The organism is Gimibacter soli, assembly GCF_028463845.1.
Classification (GTDB): domain Bacteria; phylum Pseudomonadota; class Alphaproteobacteria; order Sphingomonadales; family Kordiimonadaceae; genus Gimibacter; species Gimibacter soli.
In genome coordinates, this window is record NZ_CP116805.1 from 528,306 (window position 1) to 545,954 (window position 17,649).

The window sequence follows — 17,649 nt, forward strand, 5'->3', positions numbered from 1 at the left end:
ATGGCGGGGCGTTTCCTGAAGCTTCTGGCTTTTCTGGCGCTGGTGGCCCTGCCGCTGGCGCTTGCCTTTTTCCTGCGCCCGCCCGAGCGGGGCCTGCGCTTCGCCCCTGTAGCCTACAGCGACCTGCCGGGTTGGGATGCTGACCAGACGAAGGACGCCTGGCCGGCGCTCGCCGAAAGCTGCAAGCGTATCCTGACCCTGCCTGACAGCCGCGCCATCCCCGGTGCTGCCATTGGCGGCACGGCGGCAGACTGGAAGCCGGTCTGTGGTGCGCTCCTGACCCTTGAAGGGGCTGATACTGAAACGCTGCGTGTTTTCATCGAGGCCAATTTCACGCCCTTTGCCGTTACCCTTGCCGGTAACCCGGCCGGGCTTTTCACCGGCTATCACGAGGCTTTCCTGAAGGGCAGCGAGACGCCTTCCGAAACCTATAATGTGCCCCTTTATGTGCGCCCGCCCGAGCTCGTGATGGTCAATCTTGGCCTTTTCCGGGACAGCCTGAAGGGGGAGCGGATCGCCGGCGAGGTGAAGGACGGGCAGCTGGTGCCCTATGCCTCCCACGCCGATATCAACAAGGGCGCGCTCAATGGTCGCGGGCTCGAGCTTCTGTGGGTCGATGACGCCGTTGAGGCTTTCAACCTGCATATCCAGGGCTCCGGCCGCGTCCAGATGCCGGATGGCAGCCTCCGCAAGGTCGGTTATGCAGCCCAAAACGGCCACCCCTATGTCGCCATCGGTCGTATCCTGATCGAACGCGGTGAAATCCCGCGTGAAAAGATGTCGATGCCTGCGATCAAGGATTGGCTGCGCGCCCACCCGGACGAAGCCGCCGGGGTGATGGAGGCCAACCCTTCTTTCGTATTCTTCCGCGACCTGCCGGTCGATCAGGAGCCCGTGGGGGCGGCGGGTGTGCCGCTCACAGGTGGCCGTTCGCTGGCGGTGGATCGCAGCCACCTGCCCCTGCACGCTCCTGTTTTCCTGTCCGCCAGCCAGCCTGACCCAAAAGCACCAAATGAGAGCCTTCCCTTCAACCGCCTGATGGTGGCGCAGGATACGGGCGGGGCGATCCGCGGCGAGATCCGCGGCGACGTTTACTGGGGTTCTGGCGAGGACGCGACGATTGTTGCAGGCCATATGGCGGCCAAGGGCCGTTTCTGGCTGCTGCTGCCGAACGGGATCGGCCCCGATGCCGGGCGGTCGTAAACGGCCAAGGAAGCCCGCCGCCCCGCCTGAACTGACGGGTGAGGACGCGACCCTCTGGGAGGCACTGGCCGCCAGCGTGCGCCCCCTGAAGGGTCGCCCCAAGCCGCCACCGCTAAGCCCCCGCCGCCCCGATGTACCCGACCGCGGCGCCGACCGCCTGCCGGATGAATGGTTCCGCGAAGGCGGCCCCGCGCCAACGCCCGGCATTGACCGCAAGACCCGCCGCCGCATCGCCAAGGGCCATACCGATGTGGACCGCGCGCTGGACCTGCACGGCATGACGCAGGACGGCGCCTATAATGCACTCAAAGGGGCCATTGAAGGCGCCATCCGCCGGGGCGACAAGACGCTTCTTGTGGTTACCGGCAAGGGCGGCGCGCGCTTCAACCAGATTGGCGCCTTGCCCGCCATGTTCCGCCGCCGCGAGGATTTCGAGCAACATGGCGGGGTGCTTCGCCGCATGTTGCCCCTGTGGCTTGAAAGCGGTGAATTGCGCCCCTTCGTTGAAAGCTACGGCCCGGCGGCAGACGAGCATGGCGGCGACGGCGCCTTCTATATACGCTTGCGCAAACGCCTGCCGGGCAGCCGGCGAAAGACGGGGGACGAGGCATGACGCCGTTCGGGGAAAGATTGCGGGAACTCAGGGCTGCGCGCGGCGAAAGCCAGGCTGAGATGGCAGCCGCCCTGCAGGTGACGCCTGCTTATCTTTCCGCGCTTGAACATGGCAAGCGCGGCGCGCCCTCATGGCCTTTCCTGCAGAAGGTGATCCATCATTTCGGCCTCATCTGGGATGACGCCGAGGCGCTCACCAAACTGGCGCAGGTATCGAAGCCCCGTGTGACCATCGATACAAGCGGTATGGACGAACGCGCCACCCGGCTCGCCAACCTTCTTGCCAAGCGTTTACCGCGCCTAACGGGCGCCGAGCTTGACGCGATCCTGAAGATCGTCGACCGGGGCGACTGAACAAACAGGAAACAAACACGCTTGCCACGTGCCCTTTCCTAACCCTAAGCTGCAGTCCTACACGGCAGACGCGGGGGGCAGGCGCATGGTTGCAACGGTGCAGACGGTGGCGTTCGAGGGGATCGAGGGCAGGACCGTCGATGTGCAGGTGCAGATATCAGGCGGCTTGCCGGCTTTTACGGTCGTCGGCTTGCCCGACAAGGCGGTGAGCGAAGCGCGGGAACGGGTGCGGGCGGCCCTCACCGCCATTGGCCTCTCGCTGCCGCCTGAACGTATCACGGTGAACCTGTCGCCCGCCGATATCCCGAAGGAAGGCAGCCATTACGACCTGCCCATCGCGCTCGGGCTTCTGCTCGCCATGCAGGTGTTGCCGTCCGACAGCCTTGAAGGTTTCATGGCTATGGGGGAACTGGGGCTTGATGCCTCGGTGCGGGCTGTGCCCGGTGTGCTGCCGGCGGCAATCCATGCAGGGTCGGAAGAAAAAGGCCTTGTCTGCCCCGGCGCCTGCGGGCCTGAGGCGGCATGGGCAGGGTCAAGCGAAATTGTCGCGCCGCATGACTTGATGAGCCTCATCAATCACCTGCGCGGAACACGGCTTCTGGAACCGCCGAAGGCCGAAATCCTGCTGGATGACCGGCCGGTGCCGGACTTGCGAGATATTAAAGGCCAGGAGAGCGCCAAGCGTGCAATTGTGGTCGCAGCTGCTGGCGGGCACAATCTCCTGATGATCGGGCCGCCGGGGTCGGGCAAATCGATGCTTGCCGCGCGCCTGCCGGGGCTTTTGCCGCCGCTCTCGTCCGGCGAAGCGCTCGAAGTCAGCATGATTGCCTCGATTGCGGGTGAGCTGACCGACGGGCGGCTTTCGCGCACCCGGCCTTTCAGAAACCCGCACCACACAGCCAGCCAACCGGCCTTGATCGGTGGTGGTACGCGCGCAAAACCCGGCGAGGTTTCGCTGGCCCATACCGGTGTGCTGTTCCTTGACGAACTGCCCGAATTTGCCCGTGGCACGCTCGAAGCCCTGCGCCAGCCGATGGAATCCGGCCGCGCCGTTATCGCCCGTGCGCAGGCGCATGTGTCCTATCCTGCCCGCTTCCAGCTTATCGCCGCGATGAACCCCTGCCGGTGCGGGTATCTGGGTGACGAAAGCATGGCCTGCAGCCGGGCGCCCAAATGCGGCGCGGATTATCAGGCCAAGATATCCGGCCCGCTTTATGACCGGATGGACCTGATGATCGAGGTTGCCGCTGTTTCCGCCGCTGATCTCACCCTGCCGCCGCCCGCCGAAAGCTCGGCTGATGTGGCGGCGCGGGTGGCGGCAGCGCGGCAGGCGCAGCTGGATCGTTACGCCCGGCTCGATCCGGTGGCCAGGGTGCGCACCAATGCCGAAGCGGACGGCCAGCTTCTGGAAACTGTGGCCGCACCCGATGAAAAGGGTCGCAAACTGCTGGAACAGGCAGTTACCCAGATGCGGCTGAGTGCGCGGGGCTATCACCGGGTGCTGCGGGTTGCACGCACACTGGCCGATCTCGCCGGGCGCGATGCCGTGACGGCAGCAGACGTGGCCGAGGCGCTTTCCTACCGCCGGCTCAATCCGCAGGCGGTGCTGGCTGCGGTGCGCTGAGGCTCGCCATGGGCCGATCCTGAATTACGATGGTGATGCTGCTGCGGCTGGGCGGATAGCCATCCCGCGTGACCATCACCTCGCCGCGCCACAGGCCGGGCATCCAGCCGTTTGGCGGGCGGCGCACCCCGGCGTAGCGCCATTGCAGCTGGCGGTCCTGCTCGATCTTCGTGCGGTTTTCCATCACGACGCCCCCTTTGGGGTCAATCAGGCGGATATCCCATGTGTCGCCCACGCGGGCATGGAAGGCGCGGCCATTGAGGATCAGCGCCGGGGCATCGGTACCAAGTTCGGCAGCCGTCGGCTCCCAGAGGCTTGCCCTTGTGTGCGGTTTGGCGCTGAAGGTGGGGGGTAGAAGGACGATGGAGGGTTCGGTGATCGGCTGGCGCCACAGCTGCGGCTTGGGGCCGCGCCGGTCACAGCCATTTTCCATGGCGCCGCCCCCGAACGGATCGACGATCACCCCCATGTGCCGCACGGTGATATGCAGATGGGGATATTCGGTGAGGCCCGAAACGCCCATCTCGCCCAGAAAATCGCCAGCCTTCACCTTGTCGCCGGGCTTCACGCGCAGGCTGCCCTCGCGCAGATGGCAATATTGCACCTGCCAGTCACGGCCAAGGTCAAGGACTAGGCCGTTGCCGCATTCGCGCCCGGCGATATCGTCGCGCTCGTCAGCCGTCACCTTGCGGTCGGGCATGGCATCGCGCACACGCTCGACCGTTGCATCTGCCACTGCCAGCACGCCAACCCCGGCGCGCAGGCGGGTGAAGCTTGAAACCGCGATATCGGTGCCATTGTGGCCGTCTTCGCTGCGGCGGCGGCAGGCATGGTCGGAAACCGTGCTGCCAAGGCCGCGGTCCATATAGCGGGTGATCCAGCAATCCTTGCCGAGTGTGCAATCAAGCGGGAAATCGAGTTGTGGTTTGCGCGAGCCGAAAAGGGCGGCACCGGCATCCGGGCCGCTACCCAGCGCCAGAAGAAGCGCAATCAGGGAAGAGCGGAGGACCGCCCCTTTCATGGAGCCCGGTTCGCCTTCTCGACGAGGCCGGAAAGGCCTTCGCGCCGGGCAAGCTCGGCGGCGATATCGTCGAGGCTCAGGCCGTGCGCCGACAGAAGCACCATCAGGTGGAACATCAGGTCCGCACTTTCGGAAACGAGGGCCTTGTCGTCGCCGGCTGCCACCGCCATTGCGGTTTCGACGGCTTCTTCCCCTACCTTCTGGGCGATCTTGGCCCGTCCTTTGGCAAAGAGGCTGGCGACATAGCTCGCCTTCGGATCGCAACCCTTGCGGGCCTCGATCGTCTCTGCCAGGGCCACGAAGGTGGCGGCGCTCGTTTTCATCTCAGGACTCCCGCACGGCGATGCCAGCGGCCCTCATATGGGCCTTGGCTTCAGCGATACTATAGTCCCCGAAATGAAAAATCGAGGCTGCAAGCACAGCAGAAGCATGGCCGTCGCGGATACCTTCCACAAGATGATCAAGATTGCCGACGCCGCCCGAAGCGATCACGGGCACGCTGACGGCATCGGACACCTTGCGAACGAGATCGAGATCGAAGCCGTCCTTGGTGCCGTCGCGGTCCATGGAGGTGAGAAGGATCTCGCCAGCGCCCAGCCGTGCGGCCTCTTTCGCATATTCAACGGCATCAAGGCCCGTGGCGGTGCGGCCGCCGTGGGTGAAGACTTCCCACTTGTCGTGGCCGACCTTTTTGGCGTCCACCGCCACCACGATGCACTGGGCGCCGAATTTCTCGGAAAGCTCACCGATCACGGACGGATTGTTCACCGCCGCGGTCATCAGCGAAACCTTGTCGGCGCCCGCCAGCAGCAGGCGGCGCACGTCTTCGGCGGTGCGCACACCACCACCCACCGTCAGCGGCATGAAGCAGGCCTCTGCGGTGCGCGCAACAACGTCCAGAAGGATATCGCGGCGCTCGTGGGACGCGGTGATATCAAGGAAGGTCAGTTCGTCGGCGCCGGCAGCATCATAGATGCGGGCTTGCTCCACCGGGTCGCCGGCGTCCTTCAGGCCGACGAAATTGACACCCTTGACGACGCGGCCGTCCTTCACGTCAAGGCAGGGGATGACGCGGGCCTTCAGCATCAGGCATCCCCCTCGCAGGCGATCTTCAGGGCTGTTTTCAGGTCCATGCCGCCATCATAAAGCGCGCGGCCGGTGACAACCCCGTCAAGATTGCCGGCGGCGACGACGGCGCGGATGTCATCAAGGTCTTTCACCCCGCCCGAGGCGATGACGGGGATCGACACCGCAGCGGCAAGCTCCGAAGAAGCGGCCACATTGACACCTTCAAGTGTGCCGTCGCGGTCGATATCCGTGTGAATGATCGCGGCGACACCGGCATCCTCGAACCGTTTGGCGAGGTCAATGACGCCAAGCTCGCTCGTCTCCGCCCAGCCTTCCACCGCAACCCGGCCAGCCCGTGCGTCGATACCGACAGCGATACGGCCGGGGAAGGCACGGCAGGCTTTTTTCACAAGGGCGGGGTCTTTCACGGCGAGCGTGCCGAGAATCAGGCGGGTGATGCCGGCATCGATCCAGGCTTCCATGGTGGCCAGATCGCGGATACCGCCACCCAGCTGCACGGGCACGCTGATCGCGGACAGGATATCATCGACGGCCTTTTTGTTGACCGGGGTGCCCGCGAAGGCGCCGTTCAGGTCAACGAGATGCAGCCAGTTGCAGCCGGCTGCGACAAAGGCGGCGGCTTGGGCTGCCGGGTCCTTGTTGAAAACGGTCGCGGCGTCCATCGCGCCCTTGTAAAGCCGCACGCAGGCGCCGTCTTTCAGGTCGATGGCCGGATAGATATTGATCATGGGCGCCACTCCAGAAAGGCGGTCAGGAATTTCAGGCCGACGGCCTGGCTCTTTTCAGGGTGGAACTGGGTGCCGATAAAGTTGTCCTGGCCGACAATCGCAGTGACCGGCCCGCCATAGTCGCAGGTGGCGAGAAGGGCACGTTCGTCCGCCACCGTCATATGGTAGCTATGGACGAAATAGGCATGATCGCCGGGCGTGATGACGCGGGCGACAGGATGGCCTTCCCCGGCGCCGGTCAGCGCCAGCTCGTTCCAGCCCATGTGGGGGATTTTCAGGCTTTTGTCCGCCGGCGTCAGTGGGCCGACGGTAGCATCAAGCCAGCCAAGGCCCGGATGCACGCCGTGTTCATGGCCTTCACGCGCGGTGAGCTGCATGCCGACGCAAATCCCGAGGAAGGGCTTGCCCCGCCCCTGCACGGTTTCATCGAGCGCGTCCTTGAGGCCCGCCACAGCGTCAAGGCCCCGGCGGCAATCGCCAAAGGCGCCAACACCCGGCAGGACCACGCGGTCAGCCTTGCGGACGGCCTCGGCATCGGCGCTTACCGCTACCTCGATATCGAGGCCAGCTTCATTGGCAGCGCGCACCAAGGCTTTCTCGGCGGACCTGAGGTTGCCAGAGCCGTAGTCGATCAGTACCAGTCGTTCCGTCATAGGAGCCTCAGAGACTGCCGCCCAGCGTACCCTTGGTCGAAGGGATGGCATCGGCTTTCCGCGGATCGATCTCGAGCGCGTCACGCAGCGCGCGGGCGAGACCCTTGAAACAGCTTTCGATAATATGGTGGCTGTTCACGCCGTAGAGGTTTTCCACATGCAGCGTGATGCCGGCCGCGAAAGCGAAGCCGCGGTAAAATTCCTCGAAAAGCTCGGTATCCATTTCGCCGATTTTCTCGCGCGGGAAATTCACCTTCCACACAAGGAAGGGCCGCCCCGAGATATCAAGCGCCACGCGGGTCAGCGTTTCATCCATCGGGATATAGGCGTGGGCATAGCGGGTGATGCCCTTCATGTCACCGAGCGCCTTCTTGAAGGCCATGCCGATGGCGATGCCGCAGTCTTCGGTCGTGTGGTGCCCGTCGATATGCAGGTCACCCTCGCAGGCGAGCGTCAGGTCGATCAGCGAATGGCGCGACAGCTGCTCCAGCATATGATCCAGAAAACCGATCCCGGTTTTCACCTCATACTGGCCTTTGCCATCAAGATTCAGCTTCACGCTGATCTTTGTTTCATTCGTGTTGCGATCGATCACTGCCGTACGCATCGGATACTGTCCTCCGGATATCAGGGTGCCTCTCTTTAACACCGGTTTTGCAGGTGCGAAAGCCCATCTGGTAAGCCTATGGGAAACATATTGTTTCGCCGCCCATAAGCATCTCTCGCCCGCCCCCTGCCCTTGCAAGCGAAGGGGGCGCCCCATATATCGGGGAAAACACACACGAAGGACCCTATCCCGAATGACCCACGACAGCAGCAAATTTCCGGGCTGGCATGCCACAACGATCATCTCCGTGCGCAAGGGCGACACGGTGACCATCGCGGGCGACGGCCAGGTTTCGGTCGGCGATACCGTGATGAAGGCGAATGCCCGCAAGGTGCGCACGCTGGCGGGCGGCAAGGTGATTGCCGGTTTCGCTGGTGCCACCGCCGATGCCTTCACGCTGTTCGAGCGGCTGGAAGCCAAGCTCGAACGTTTCCCCGGCCAGCTGGCGCGCGCTGCGGTCGAACTCGCCAAGGACTGGCGGACTGACAAATATCTGCGTCAGTTGCAGGCCATGATGATCGTGGTTGATGAAACCGTCAGCCTTGTCGTCACCGGCAACGGCGATGTGCTGGAGCCCGAACACGGCGTTGTCGCCATCGGGTCGGGCGGCAATTATGCCCTCGCCGCCGGCCGCGCGCTTTATGACCTTGACCTCACGGCCGAGGAAATCGCCCGCCGCGCCATGGGCATCGCCGCCGACATCTGCGTCTATACGAACCATAATATCGTCCTCGAAAAACTGCCGAACGCGCAGGCCGAGGCATAAGGATACCTTCCATGACAGCTTTTTCCCCCCGCGAGATCGTTTCCGAGCTCGACCGTTTCATCATTGGCCAGAAGGATGCCAAGCGCGCCGTTGCCGTGGCGCTGAGGAACCGCTGGCGGCGCCAGCAGCTTGAAGGCGCGATGCGCGACGAGGTGCTGCCGAAAAATATCCTGATGATCGGGCCGACCGGTGTAGGCAAGACCGAGATTTCGCGCCGCCTCGCCAAGCTGGCCGATGCGCCCTTCATCAAGGTCGAGGCCACCAAATTCACCGAAGTCGGTTATGTTGGCCGCGATGTGGAGCAGATCGTGCGCGATCTGGTGGAAGTCGCGATCCTGATGGTGCGCGACAAGAAGCGCGCTGAGGTGGCGGCCAAGGCCGAGCTTTCGGCTGAGGAACGTGTGCTTGATGCGCTCGTCGGTGACGGCGCCGGCGAGGCAACCCGCCAGAAGTTCCGCAAGATGCTCCGCGAAGGCGAGCTTGCCGACAAGGAAATCGAGCTGGACGTGGCCGATACCGGCAGCGGCATGCCGACCTTTGAAATCCCCGGCATGCCCGGCGCCTCGATGGGGATGATCAATCTTTCCGACATACTCGGCAAGGCGATGGGAGGCGCGCGCACCACCCGCAAGAAGCTGAAGGTTTCGGAAGCCTATGACGTGCTGATGGGCGAAGAAGCCGACAAGCTTGTCGACCAGGAAGCCACGACCCGCGAGGCGGTGGCAACGGTCGAGCAGAACGGCATCGTCTTCCTCGACGAGATCGACAAGATTTGTGCCCGGGCCGAAGTGCGCGGCGCCGATGTCTCCCGCGAGGGCGTGCAGCGCGACTTGCTGCCGCTGATTGAGGGTACAACGGTCGCGACCAAGCATGGCGCGGTGAAAACCGACCATATCCTCTTTATCGCGTCCGGCGCCTTCCATATCGCCAAGCCGTCGGATCTGCTGCCTGAACTGCAAGGCCGCCTGCCGATCCGGGTGGAGCTTTCGGCGCTTTCCGAGGAGGATTTCAAACGCATCCTCACCGAACCCGACTATAGCCTTATCCGCCAGTATGTGGCGCTGATGGGCACCGAGGAGGTGAACCTCGATTTCACCGAAGACGGTATCGCCGAAATTGCGCGCGTATCGGCCCATTTCAACGAAACGGTTGAAAATATCGGGGCAAGGCGGCTTCATACGGTTCTGGAAAAGGTTCTCGAAAGCGTTTCCTTCGAAGCAGCGGACATGAGCGGCCAAACCGTGAAGGTGGATGCGGCCTATGTGCGTGATAATATCGGCGAGGCGGCGACAGCCGGGGACCTGAAGAAATTCATCCTTTAAGGACAGGCGGGAGGACAGGCTATGGCCTATGACACCAACAATGTGTTCGCGAAGATCCTGCGCGGTGAGATACCGGCGAAGAAGGTGTATGAGGACGAGTTCGCCCTCGCCTTCCACGATATCAACCCGCAGGCGCCGATCCATGTGCTGGTGATCCCGAAGGGTGACTATGTCTCGATGGCGGATTTCACGGCGCATGCGCCGGCTGACCTGATCGCCGGTTTCTTCCGGGCCGTTGGCACGGTGGCGAAGGATCTGGGGCTTGTCGAGCCTGGCTACCGCATCCTCGCCAACGCGGGCACCAACGCGCATCAGGAAGTGCCGCACCTGCATATCCATATCTTCGGCGGGCGTCCGCTTGGCCCCATGCTTGTCCATTCGATTGACTGATGCTGGTCACCGCCCTCACCCGCTCGCTCGGCCAGTTTGACGATCCGGTCTTCCGTCGGCTCTTCCTTCTCGGGATTGTGGTCTCGGCGGCGGTCCTTGGCGGAACGCTTTATGCCGGTTGGGTTTTCTGGCCGGCCGACTATAAATCCGGCTATGAATGGATCGACGCTGGCGGGTATGTTGCCGTGTCGCTCCTGTCCATCTGGTTCCTGTTCCCGGCCATCGCCGTCACGGTGATGAGCCTTTTTGCAGACCAGATCTGCACGGCGGTGGAAAGGCGGCACTATCCCGCCCGGGTCGGCACCCGGCCGGTGGGCATTCCTGAAACCGTCTGGGCGAGCCTCAAGCTCATGGCGCTGATGGTTCTTTTGAACCTTCTCGCCTTCGTGCCCTATATGATCCTTCTGTTCTCCACCGGGGGGCTTGGCACCCTGGCGCTCTATCTCGCGCTCAACGGATTTCTTCTGTCGCGCGAATATTATGATCTTGTCATTCAACGACATGCAGCGGGCCGTGCTGCCACTGCGTTCCGCAAGCGGGCGGGCGGCAGCATCTTTTTAGGCGGGGTCGCTATCGCGGGCCTGTTCATTGTGCCGATTTTCAATATACTGGCGCCGATTCTCGGGGCCGCAGTGATGACACATATCGTGCAGATGCTGGCCGAAAAGGATGGCGGGATGCCATCCGCCGAGGCATGACCAGACAGTGACCTGAAAGTAGTTGACGACGATGGTTCGTTTTTCCGCCCTCACCCTGCCCTTTGCCCTTCTTCTTGTGGCTGCCTGCACCGAAGCGACAACCCAGGCGCCTGCCCCCGTGGCAGCGGTTGATCCCGCGCCCGAGGAGCCCAAGGGCCCGCGCATGGCAACAAGCAACATGAAGGATGCGCCGCAGATCGCCGCAGTGGAAACGGGCGACCTGACGGAAGAATCCTTCACGCCGCCCTTCTCGCCTGACCGGCTTCTGGGCCTTGGCCCCCGTGATGTGGAAGGCGTGATCGGCGAACCCGGCCTTGTGCGCAACGACGGCCCGGTGACCGTGATGCTGTTCGAAGGTGATGATTGTGTCCTTGATGTTGTCTTCCGTGACGCGAAGGCTGCAAGCCTTGCCGCCCGCACGCCGCATGGCTCGGAAGCCGAGGTCGGCGCCTGCCTTGCCTATCTCCTGCGCGAAAACAACGTCGCAAGGGCCGTTTCCCGGTGAGTGCGGGCTCCAAAGTCGATGTCGGACTGATCGTCAAGCTGGCGGTCTGGAGCCTGATTGTCGGCGCCATTCTCTATTGGCTCGACCTCAGCCCCGGCGACGTTTACAGCTGGGTTGGTGACAAGCTCAACGGCTTGTGGCAATGGACGGTCGGTAACGGGCTCAATTACATGCTCCTTGGTGCCACCATCGTTGTTCCCGTCTATATCCTTCTGCGCCTGAAGGCCGGACTGAAACGGCCCCCGAAAAGCTGATACCGTGACTGACAAACGTTTCTTCGAACCACTCGACCAGGGCAATGGCCGGCTGCACGCGCCTGCCACATCCCGCAATCGCCAGCCGATCTATGAAGTGCTTCGCGATCACCTGCCGCAGCATGGCACGATCCTCGAGCTCGCCTGCGGCACGGGCGAGCATGCCGCTTTCATGGCGCCGAAATTCAAGGCCCATCACTGGCAACCGACGGATCTGGAGCGCGAGCATCTGGTCAGCGCACTGACCTGGGCGAAATATGTGGGGGCGTCAAATATCCTCACGCCGCGCAAGCTTGATGTGATGCAGGTGCCGTGGCCGCTCGATAACCTGCCGTCCGACGTGACGGCGGTTCTCGCCATCAACCTCATCCATATTGCGCCGGTGGAGGCAATGCAGACGCTGATCCGTGAAGCGGGCCGCGTGCTGGCGCCCGGCGGGATTCTCTATTTCTACGGGCCATTCAAGCGCGACGGCGAGCATACCGCTGCCTCGAACGAGCTGTTTGACCAGTCCTTGAAGCTGCGCAACCCGCGCTGGGGTGTGCGCAATCTTGAAAGCGTGGCGGATATCGCCCTTCGCGCGCAGTTCGCCGACCCCGAAATTGTCGAGATGCCGGCGAACAATCTTTCTGTGATTTTCCGGAAGCTTTAGGCCGCCGCCGTATCCTGGCCGTCATTCGCTTCGGCTGCCAGATCATAGTGGCGGCTGTAGCGGTCCGCGATCTTTTCAACCGGCAGCAGGATGAACACGTCCGTCGTGCCGAACTGATGATCGATCACCGCGCCGTCGCCAATCAGGCAGCCAAGGCGCAGGTACCCCTTGATGAGCGGCGGCAGGGCGCGGCGCGCGCGGCGGGCGTCGATCTCGTCGGACGCCATCAAATTCATCGGTACATAACGGTCATCCAGTGCCTTCACTGCAAAGTCGTCCGGCACAAGGTGATTGTGATGCAGGTAGGCGAACGCCTCGCGGAAGGTTTCGGCGTCAGTGCCTTCAAAGCTCGCGCAGCCGAACATCCAGGCGATGCGATGCTCTTTCAGATATTCGGCGATGCCCTTCCACAGCATGTTGATGGTGCTGCTGGCGCGGTAATCGGGATGCACGCACGAACGGCCAAGCTCCAGAAGCTGGCGGCCGCCGCCAAGGTTTTGGCGAAACTCGTCGCTCATCAGGGTCGAGAGGTCAAATTCGCTCGCTGAATAGAAACCCTTGTGGCGCTCGGCCACTTCCTGACGCAGCAGGCGATAGGTGCCGACAATCCGTTTCGATTTCGGCAGGTCATGGTCGATCACCAGAAGGTGGTCGGCAATGGCGTCATAGGCATCGATATCGCGGCGGGTCAGACGGCAGGTCCAGTCGGGCTTTGCCTGCATTTCTTCGTAGAAGATCGAATAGCGCAGTTTCTGGGCTGCCTTGATCTCGTTCCACGAGCGGGCGAGCCGCACCTCGAGGCTGCCGACACGACCGTAGGACTGGGCGCCGGCGATGGCTTGCGCCGCATAAATGCGCGGGCGAAGGAGGGCGTAACGTTTCATCTGGACCATCCTTGGATATTGGCCTTCATCGTTATCGGCTGGTCATACGCTCCCTTGATGACAAAGGCATGACAATTTTAACCGGCGGCGGATGGGGCCCTTGTGGCGCGGCGCCAGAGTATCACGAGAACGATAAGGCCCGGAATGGCGATGAGACCGGAGAGAATGAAGAAATTCACCCAGCCGAGGCTTTCGACCATCACGCCCGAGGATGTGCCGAAAATGGCGCGGGCTTGGCTCGCCAGCGACGAGAGGAGCGCATATTGCGTGGCGGTGAAGGCAAGGTTGCAAAGGCTGGAGAGGTAAGCGATGACGACGGTATTGCCGAGCCCGGTAGCGAAATTCTCGGCCGCCACGGTGATGGCGAGCGCCATATTGTCGTGCCCGACGATGGCAAGCCATGCGAAGACGAAATTGGTGGCCATCATCAGCACACCGGCGATGAAGAGGGCGCGGTAGGTGCCGGTCACCCCATATAGGAAGCCGCCAAGCGCGATGCCGGCCCAAAGGGCAAAGGTGCCGACCGCCTTGTTATAGTCCGCGATCTCGCCGTCGGTGAAGCCAAGGTCCACCAGAAGCGGCCCGGTCATGATGGCGGCAAGCGCGTCACCCGCTTTGTAAAGGAAGATGAAGGCAAGGATCAGGAGCCAGCCGTCGCGGCTTGTGAACTCCTTGAAGGGCATGATCACGGCATCGCGGAAGAAGGTGACGAAGCGCGAAGCCTTGTGGGCCGCATGGTCGCGTTCGATCAGGGCTTCGGCCTTGGTGTGATCCGGCTCGCCGATCCAGAGCGCGGCGAGCGCCCCGGGGATGACAAGCACGGCAAGCGACAGGATGGCGACGTGCCAGCCATAGATATCGGCAATGTGCAACGTGCCGAAGCCGGCCAGCAGCCCCCCGGCGCGATAGCCGAAGGCGACCATGGCGGCCGCGTGGGCCAGCTGATGTTTCTCGCTGATCTCGATCCGGTAGGCGTCGATCACGATATCCTGGCTCGCCGACAGGAAACCTGCAGCGATCACCAGAAGGCCGACGAGGCCGACGTCAATCGAAGGGTCAAGCGTTGAAAGCGCTATAATGACGGCAACCAGCACCGCCTGAATGAGGAAAAGCCAAGACCGCCGATGTCCGATAAGGCGCGCGAAAGGCCCGAGGTGCAGCCGGTCAATGACCGGCGACCACAGGAATTTCCAGGCATAGGGCACAGTGGCCAGTGCAAAGATGCCGATTGTCTTCTTGTCGACGCCGTACCGCGCCAGCCAGATACCTGTAAGGCTGACAACCAGTGTCAGCGGAAAACCGCTTGAGATGCCAAGCAGGAAGTTGGCAAGCGTCGCCCGTGCGAAATAAGGCTTCAGGCCCGCCGCCAGCCGGTTCACGCAGCTGCCCCGGCAATCAGGGCGGCATCGACGATCACCCAAAGGCCGAGCGCCTTGGCGACAATCGTGCCGTCGGCGCGGACAAGGGCCGTGCCGCACTGGCGCTTGCGGCCTTCGCCGCCAAGGTTCCAGCCGATCACGGTCACGGGTTCGCCAACCTTCAGGCTGCCGGTGATTTCAGCCGTAAGTCGCCCGAGTAACGCGGGCTCGCCGCACGCACAGGCGAAATAGCCGGGGCAATCAAGCGCCGACCACAGGAAAACGGGGTCGACGGTCAGCGCGCCGGGGCGGGCGAGGCTGGCGTCGGGTGTCCATGTGGTGGCCACAACATCGGGCCGGTCTTTCACTTCGTGGCAGGCGATGCACAGCCCGTCGCCGGGCTTGCGGTCGGCTCCACACACAAAACAGGTGCCGAAGGGCCGGAACGCGCCTTCGCGCTCCAGCGCGTTCAGGGGGCCGGGCAGGATATCGCCGGGCGCGGGCACGGCAGGCACTTGCAAATCAAGCGTCACGGCGGTGGCGACACCCAAAAGCCGGTCATCAAGGCTGAGGCGGGCTTCCTGCGGGCTTGCTGTCAGCGTGAGGGCGGTCTCGAGCGGCGGGGGGGCCTTCAGGCTTGCTTCCACCGCACCCTTGTAGCCGGCGTCCATCATGGCTTGCCCCAGAAGGCCACAAACATAGCCGCCATTGCCGCTCGTCGGCGGGCCTTTGTAACGGCTGTCGATCCGGATGGTTTTGAGCATCGCTTCTCTCCCCTGAATGACAAGCCTTAGCGCGGCGGCAGGCAGTGGCGCAAGTTCCGCTTTCTTCTGTCGCGCCTTTGTGGTCAAAGGAGGCCATGAGCGACAAGAAAACAGAGATGACGGCCGGCATCCCAGCCCGGACCGTGGCCGTGCGTGTGCTGATGGCGGTGCTCCTGAAGGGGCGGCCGTTCGAGGCGGCGTTTGACGAACTGTCTGCAGGCGCCAAGCTGGAGCCGCGCGACCGTGCCTTCGCGCTGGAACTGGTCATGACCGTCCTGCGCCGCAAGGGCAGCCTCACCCATGTGATGGACGGGCTTCTCTCGAAAGGCGGCTTGCCGTTTGAAGCGACCTGGACGCGCCATGCGCTCCTCGTCGCCCTCGCCCAGCTCCTGATCCTTGATACACCGGCGCATGCGGCAGTCGACCAGACCGTCGGCCTCATCAAAAACTTGAACGGCAAGGAAGCGGGCTTTGCGCCGCTCGTGAATGCCGTCCTGCGCCGTGCCGTGCGCGAAAAGGACGAATGGGTCGCGGCCCTCAATGCCGCGCCCGAGCTTGATATCGCCGATTGGCTCCGCGAAAGCTGGACGGCGGCGTACGGGGCCGAGGCCGTGGCAGCCATCGGCCTTTCGCTCCGCTCCGTGCCGCCGCTTGATATCAGCCTGAAGGACGACAGCGATAAAGTCGTCTGGGCTGAAAAATTGCAGGCAACCCTGATGCCGACCGGGACACTGCGCCGGGCGCTGACCGATGTGCGCGCCCTGCCCGGCTTCGAGACGGGCGACTGGTGGGTGCAGGATATGGCGGCGGCCATCCCGGCCACGCTCCTTGGGGATGTATCCGGCAAGCATGTGCTGGACCTCTGCGCCGCGCCCGGCGGCAAGACGATGCAGCTGGCCGCACGCGGCGCTGATGTCACTGCCGTTGATCGTAACAAGAACCGCCTGAAGCGACTGGCCGAAAACATCGCCCGCGTCGGCCTTGAAGACCGCGTGGAGATCGAGGCTGAAGACGCCGCCTCCTATGTGCCGGCCGTGAGTGCTGCAGATGCGATCCTTGTGGACGCGCCCTGTTCGGCCACCGGGACGCTGCGCCGCAACCCCGATGTGATGTGGACCAAGGGCCGGGCCGATGTTGAAAAGCTCGCTGACCTGCAGGCTCGCATCCTGGATCATGCCTTCAGCCTGCTGCCTGCCGGTGGCCGGCTGGTTTACTGCGTTTGCTCGCTGGAGCCATCAGAGGGTATCGACCAGATCGAGGCCTTCCTGACCCGCACGCCGGAAGCCCGCCGTGAGGCGCTGACCGCATCGGAAGTGGGCGGGATTTCAGCCTTTGTCACCGACAAGGGCGACCTTCTGACCCTGCCCTCGATGCTTGGCCAAGAAGGCGGCGTCGATGGCTTCTATGCGGCCCGCATTGTCCGGGCCTGAAAGCCGCGAAAATCCCCGTGTCTCCGCCTTGCGGGGGAGGTGCGTGAATGCTATGAGGCCCCTATGAGCAACACGATCAAAATAGCCCCTTCGATCCTCTCCGCCGACTTCGCGAAGCTCGGGGAAGAGGTGCGTGCCGTCGATCTCGCCGGCGCCGATTATATCCATATCGATGTGATGGATGGCCATTATGTGCCGAACATCACCATCGGCCCCGATGTCGTGAAGGCGCTAAGGCCGCATTCGGACAAGGTTTTTGACGTGCATCTGATGATCGCACCGGTCGATCCCTATCTCGAGGCCTTCGCGAACGCAGGTTCGGATATCATCACCGTGCATGCCGAAGCCGGCCCGCACACGCACCGCACGCTGCAGGCGATCCGCAACCTTGGCAAAAAGCCGGGCATCTCGCTCAACCCGTCCACGCCTGAAAGCGTGCTTGAATATCTTTATGAAGACGTGAACCTCATCCTTGTGATGTCGGTGAACCCGGGCTTCGGCGGCCAGTCCTTCATCACGAGCCAACTTCGCAAGATCGAGGCAATCCGCAAGCGGATCGAAGCACTTGGCCTTGATATCGACCTGCAGGTCGATGGCGGCGTGAATGTGGAAACCGCGAAGCAGGTGATCGCCGCAGGCGCCAATGTGCTGGTGGCCGGCAGCGCCACCTTCAAGGGCGGCCCGTCGAAATATGCCGAGAATATCAAGGCCCTCCGGGGATAATTTCTGACCCAC

Annotated in this window: 22 protein-coding genes; 13 read left to right on the plus strand and 9 right to left on the minus strand. The window is 63.1% G+C overall.

The window, feature by feature from the left end; translation table 11 throughout:
• The 4 genes from mltA to PH603_RS02535 all read left to right on the plus strand — a co-directional run bounded on the left by mltA (window position 1) and on the right by PH603_RS02535 (window position 3,793).
• On the plus strand, window positions 1-1,203 hold the full coding sequence (mltA, locus tag PH603_RS02520; RefSeq protein ID WP_289504351.1) for a murein transglycosylase A: 1,203 nt from the start codon (window positions 1-3) through the stop codon (window positions 1,201-1,203).
• The gene (locus PH603_RS02525; RefSeq protein ID WP_289504352.1) at window positions 1,187-1,816 is read left to right on the plus strand and encodes a Smr/MutS family protein; all 630 of its coding nucleotides are present in this window, start codon (window positions 1,187-1,189) and stop codon (window positions 1,814-1,816) included. The genes mltA and PH603_RS02525 overlap by 17 nt, the downstream gene beginning before the upstream one ends.
• Window positions 1,813-2,169 carry a helix-turn-helix domain-containing protein gene (locus PH603_RS02530; protein ID WP_289504353.1) on the plus strand — a complete coding sequence of 119 codons (357 nt, stop codon included), beginning with the start codon at window positions 1,813-1,815 and terminating at the stop codon, window positions 2,167-2,169. The genes PH603_RS02525 and PH603_RS02530 overlap by 4 nt, the downstream gene beginning before the upstream one ends.
• Before the next feature lie 85 nt (window positions 2,170-2,254).
• Window positions 2,255-3,793, plus strand: coding sequence for a YifB family Mg chelatase-like AAA ATPase (locus PH603_RS02535; protein ID WP_289504354.1), 1,539 nt, complete (start codon window positions 2,255-2,257; stop codon window positions 3,791-3,793).
• Here PH603_RS02535 and PH603_RS02540 read toward each other — a convergent pair.
• From PH603_RS02540 to hisB, 6 genes are read right to left on the minus strand one after another with little or no spacing between them, the layout of a single operon-like run.
• Entirely contained in the window at window positions 3,759-4,814 is a 1,056-nt protein-coding gene (locus PH603_RS02540; RefSeq protein ID WP_289504355.1) for a M23 family metallopeptidase, read from the minus strand. The genes PH603_RS02535 and PH603_RS02540 overlap by 35 nt on opposite strands.
• On the minus strand, window positions 4,811-5,137 hold the full coding sequence (locus tag PH603_RS02545) for a phosphoribosyl-ATP diphosphatase (RefSeq protein ID WP_289504356.1): 327 nt from the start codon (window positions 5,135-5,137) through the stop codon (window positions 4,811-4,813). The genes PH603_RS02540 and PH603_RS02545 overlap by 4 nt, the downstream gene beginning before the upstream one ends.
• Before the next feature lies 1 nt (window position 5,138).
• The gene (gene hisF / locus PH603_RS02550; RefSeq protein ID WP_289504357.1) at window positions 5,139-5,900 is read right to left on the minus strand and encodes an imidazole glycerol phosphate synthase subunit HisF; all 762 of its coding nucleotides are present in this window, start codon (window positions 5,898-5,900) and stop codon (window positions 5,139-5,141) included.
• On the minus strand, window positions 5,900-6,631 hold the full coding sequence (hisA, locus tag PH603_RS02555; RefSeq protein ID WP_289504358.1) for a 1-(5-phosphoribosyl)-5-[(5-phosphoribosylamino)methylideneamino]imidazole-4-carboxamide isomerase: 732 nt from the start codon (window positions 6,629-6,631) through the stop codon (window positions 5,900-5,902). The genes hisF and hisA overlap by 1 nt, the downstream gene beginning before the upstream one ends.
• Entirely contained in the window at window positions 6,628-7,284 is a 657-nt protein-coding gene (gene hisH, locus PH603_RS02560) for an imidazole glycerol phosphate synthase subunit HisH (protein ID WP_289504359.1), read from the minus strand. Before hisH ends, hisA begins: the two co-directional genes overlap by 4 nt.
• Before the next feature lie 7 nt (window positions 7,285-7,291).
• A complete protein-coding gene (hisB, locus tag PH603_RS02565) occupies window positions 7,292-7,891 on the minus strand; it encodes an imidazoleglycerol-phosphate dehydratase HisB (protein WP_289504360.1) in 600 nt (199 codons plus the stop codon).
• A 193-nt stretch (window positions 7,892-8,084) separates the two neighbouring features.
• Here hisB and hslV point away from each other — a divergent pair, with 193 nt between their 5' ends.
• From hslV to PH603_RS02600, 7 genes are read left to right on the plus strand one after another with little or no spacing between them, the layout of a single operon-like run.
• On the plus strand, window positions 8,085-8,657 hold the full coding sequence (hslV, locus tag PH603_RS02570) for an ATP-dependent protease subunit HslV (protein WP_289504361.1): 573 nt from the start codon (window positions 8,085-8,087) through the stop codon (window positions 8,655-8,657).
• 11 nt (window positions 8,658-8,668) lie between these two features.
• Window positions 8,669-9,979: an ATP-dependent protease ATPase subunit HslU gene (hslU, locus tag PH603_RS02575; RefSeq protein WP_289504362.1), complete on the plus strand. Its 1,311-nt coding sequence runs from the start codon at window positions 8,669-8,671 to the stop codon at window positions 9,977-9,979.
• A gap of 21 nt (window positions 9,980-10,000) precedes the next feature.
• Window positions 10,001-10,369 (plus strand): histidine triad nucleotide-binding protein, encoded by a 369-nt coding sequence (locus PH603_RS02580; RefSeq protein ID WP_289504363.1) that lies wholly within the window; start codon window positions 10,001-10,003, stop codon window positions 10,367-10,369.
• The gene (locus PH603_RS02585) at window positions 10,369-11,067 is read left to right on the plus strand and encodes an EI24 domain-containing protein (protein ID WP_289504364.1); all 699 of its coding nucleotides are present in this window, start codon (window positions 10,369-10,371) and stop codon (window positions 11,065-11,067) included. The genes PH603_RS02580 and PH603_RS02585 overlap by 1 nt, the downstream gene beginning before the upstream one ends.
• A 31-nt stretch (window positions 11,068-11,098) precedes the next feature.
• Complete coding sequence (locus tag PH603_RS02590; protein ID WP_289504365.1) at window positions 11,099-11,572, plus strand: hypothetical protein; 474 nt, start codon at window positions 11,099-11,101, stop codon at window positions 11,570-11,572.
• The gene (locus tag PH603_RS02595) at window positions 11,569-11,826 is read left to right on the plus strand and encodes a DUF6460 domain-containing protein (protein ID WP_289504366.1); all 258 of its coding nucleotides are present in this window, start codon (window positions 11,569-11,571) and stop codon (window positions 11,824-11,826) included. Before PH603_RS02590 ends, PH603_RS02595 begins: the two co-directional genes overlap by 4 nt.
• A gap of 4 nt (window positions 11,827-11,830) precedes the next feature.
• On the plus strand, window positions 11,831-12,478 hold the full coding sequence (locus PH603_RS02600; protein WP_289504367.1) for a DUF938 domain-containing protein: 648 nt from the start codon (window positions 11,831-11,833) through the stop codon (window positions 12,476-12,478).
• On the opposite strand, the gene olsB is transcribed toward PH603_RS02600, so the two are convergent.
• The 3 genes from olsB to PH603_RS02615 form a co-directional block, all read right to left on the minus strand.
• Window positions 12,475-13,362, minus strand: a complete 888-nt coding sequence (olsB, locus tag PH603_RS02605) for a l-ornithine N(alpha)-acyltransferase (RefSeq protein ID WP_289504368.1) — start codon at window positions 13,360-13,362, stop codon at window positions 12,475-12,477. The two genes, PH603_RS02600 and olsB, sit on opposite strands and share 4 nt — an antisense overlap.
• Window positions 13,363-13,439: 77 nt before the next feature.
• Window positions 13,440-14,741: an AmpG family muropeptide MFS transporter gene (locus tag PH603_RS02610; RefSeq protein ID WP_289504369.1), complete on the minus strand. Its 1,302-nt coding sequence runs from the start codon at window positions 14,739-14,741 to the stop codon at window positions 13,440-13,442.
• The gene (locus PH603_RS02615; RefSeq protein ID WP_289504370.1) at window positions 14,738-15,484 is read right to left on the minus strand and encodes a hypothetical protein; all 747 of its coding nucleotides are present in this window, start codon (window positions 15,482-15,484) and stop codon (window positions 14,738-14,740) included. Before PH603_RS02615 ends, PH603_RS02610 begins: the two co-directional genes overlap by 4 nt.
• 95 nt (window positions 15,485-15,579) lie before the next feature.
• On the opposite strand from PH603_RS02615, the gene PH603_RS02620 reads away from it, so the two are divergent.
• Together PH603_RS02620 and rpe are read left to right on the plus strand one after the other, a co-directional pair.
• Window positions 15,580-16,914 carry an RsmB/NOP family class I SAM-dependent RNA methyltransferase gene (locus tag PH603_RS02620; RefSeq protein ID WP_289504371.1) on the plus strand — a complete coding sequence of 445 codons (1,335 nt, stop codon included), beginning with the start codon at window positions 15,580-15,582 and terminating at the stop codon, window positions 16,912-16,914.
• A 63-nt stretch (window positions 16,915-16,977) separates the two neighbouring features.
• Window positions 16,978-17,637, plus strand: coding sequence for a ribulose-phosphate 3-epimerase (rpe, locus tag PH603_RS02625; RefSeq protein ID WP_289504372.1), 660 nt, complete (start codon window positions 16,978-16,980; stop codon window positions 17,635-17,637).
• Window positions 17,638-17,649: the final 12 nt, after the last annotated feature.

Coding starts and splice junctions, on each gene's coding strand:
- mltA (WP_289504351.1), top strand. CDS start 1: ATGGCGGGGCGTTTCCTGAAGCTTCTGGCTTTTCTGGCGCTGGTGGCC.
- PH603_RS02525 (WP_289504352.1), top strand. CDS start 1,187: ATGCCGGGCGGTCGTAAACGGCCAAGGAAGCCCGCCGCCCCGCCTGAA.
- PH603_RS02530 (WP_289504353.1), top strand. CDS start 1,813: ATGACGCCGTTCGGGGAAAGATTGCGGGAACTCAGGGCTGCGCGCGGC.
- PH603_RS02535 (WP_289504354.1), top strand. CDS start 2,255: ATGGTTGCAACGGTGCAGACGGTGGCGTTCGAGGGGATCGAGGGCAGG.
- PH603_RS02540 (WP_289504355.1), bottom strand. CDS start 4,814: ATGAAAGGGGCGGTCCTCCGCTCTTCCCTGATTGCGCTTCTTCTGGCG.
- PH603_RS02545 (WP_289504356.1), bottom strand. CDS start 5,137: ATGAAAACGAGCGCCGCCACCTTCGTGGCCCTGGCAGAGACGATCGAG.
- hisF (WP_289504357.1), bottom strand. CDS start 5,900: ATGCTGAAGGCCCGCGTCATCCCCTGCCTTGACGTGAAGGACGGCCGC.
- hisA (WP_289504358.1), bottom strand. CDS start 6,631: ATGATCAATATCTATCCGGCCATCGACCTGAAAGACGGCGCCTGCGTG.
- hisH (WP_289504359.1), bottom strand. CDS start 7,284: ATGACGGAACGACTGGTACTGATCGACTACGGCTCTGGCAACCTCAGG.
- hisB (WP_289504360.1), bottom strand. CDS start 7,891: ATGCGTACGGCAGTGATCGATCGCAACACGAATGAAACAAAGATCAGC.
- hslV (WP_289504361.1), top strand. CDS start 8,085: ATGACCCACGACAGCAGCAAATTTCCGGGCTGGCATGCCACAACGATC.
- hslU (WP_289504362.1), top strand. CDS start 8,669: ATGACAGCTTTTTCCCCCCGCGAGATCGTTTCCGAGCTCGACCGTTTC.
- PH603_RS02580 (WP_289504363.1), top strand. CDS start 10,001: ATGGCCTATGACACCAACAATGTGTTCGCGAAGATCCTGCGCGGTGAG.
- PH603_RS02585 (WP_289504364.1), top strand. CDS start 10,369: ATGCTGGTCACCGCCCTCACCCGCTCGCTCGGCCAGTTTGACGATCCG.
- PH603_RS02590 (WP_289504365.1), top strand. CDS start 11,099: ATGGTTCGTTTTTCCGCCCTCACCCTGCCCTTTGCCCTTCTTCTTGTG.
- olsB (WP_289504368.1), bottom strand. CDS start 13,362: ATGAAACGTTACGCCCTCCTTCGCCCGCGCATTTATGCGGCGCAAGCC.
- PH603_RS02615 (WP_289504370.1), bottom strand. CDS start 15,484: ATGCTCAAAACCATCCGGATCGACAGCCGTTACAAAGGCCCGCCGACG.
- PH603_RS02620 (WP_289504371.1), top strand. CDS start 15,580: ATGAGCGACAAGAAAACAGAGATGACGGCCGGCATCCCAGCCCGGACC.
- rpe (WP_289504372.1), top strand. CDS start 16,978: ATGAGCAACACGATCAAAATAGCCCCTTCGATCCTCTCCGCCGACTTC.